The 558-nt window shown below is 71.0% G+C and carries 1 pseudogene; it reads left to right on the top strand.

Features of this window, described 5'->3' with window-relative positions:
• Positions 1-558 (top strand): annotated as a pseudogene (locus EOA38_RS39655) (ribonuclease E/G); the annotation flags it as partial.

Below are 558 nucleotides of genomic sequence, written 5' to 3'. Positions count from 1 at the left end.
ATGCCGTTTCGGCCCCCGTTCCGGCGGATGCCGCCGCGCCGGCGGGCGAGGCAGCAGCCGAGGTGACGGCCGAAGGACTGGCCGACGCGGAAGCGGCCGAAGAGGATCAGGGCAAGAAGCGCCGTCGCGGCAAGCGCGGCGGCAAGCGCAATCGCCGCGAGGAAGGCGAAACCGCTGCCGAAGCCAGCGCTGGCGACGGTCTTGAGGGCGATGAAGCGGAAGGCGAAGCTTCCGAAAGCGCGCCTGCGGTGGTGGAAGCGGCCGAAGAGCAGGCCGCGCCGTCACCTGCCAATGACGACGTTCCGGCCACGGAGAAGCCGAAGAAGCCGCGCCGTGCATCGCGATCGAAAAAGGCCGTGGCGGCAACGGTCGCCGAGACCGCACCCGAGCCCGCGGCGGAGCTTCCCGCTGAACCCGCGGTCGCCGAACCGGCGTTGGCAGCGGCCGCTTCCGCTCCGACCGATGCCGAGGCGCCTGTCAATGCCCACCCGACGCGGCGCAAGCCTCAGTCGATCGATGCGCCGGTCGTTCCCGTCGTTTCGTCCAACCTCTCCCAGG

The organism is Mesorhizobium sp. M1E.F.Ca.ET.041.01.1.1, assembly GCF_003997355.1.
In the GTDB taxonomy this organism is placed as follows: Bacteria; Pseudomonadota; Alphaproteobacteria; order Rhizobiales; family Rhizobiaceae; genus Mesorhizobium.
Note: the sequence above shows the minus strand (reverse complement) of the source record. Positions and strands in the feature narration are given on the sequence as shown.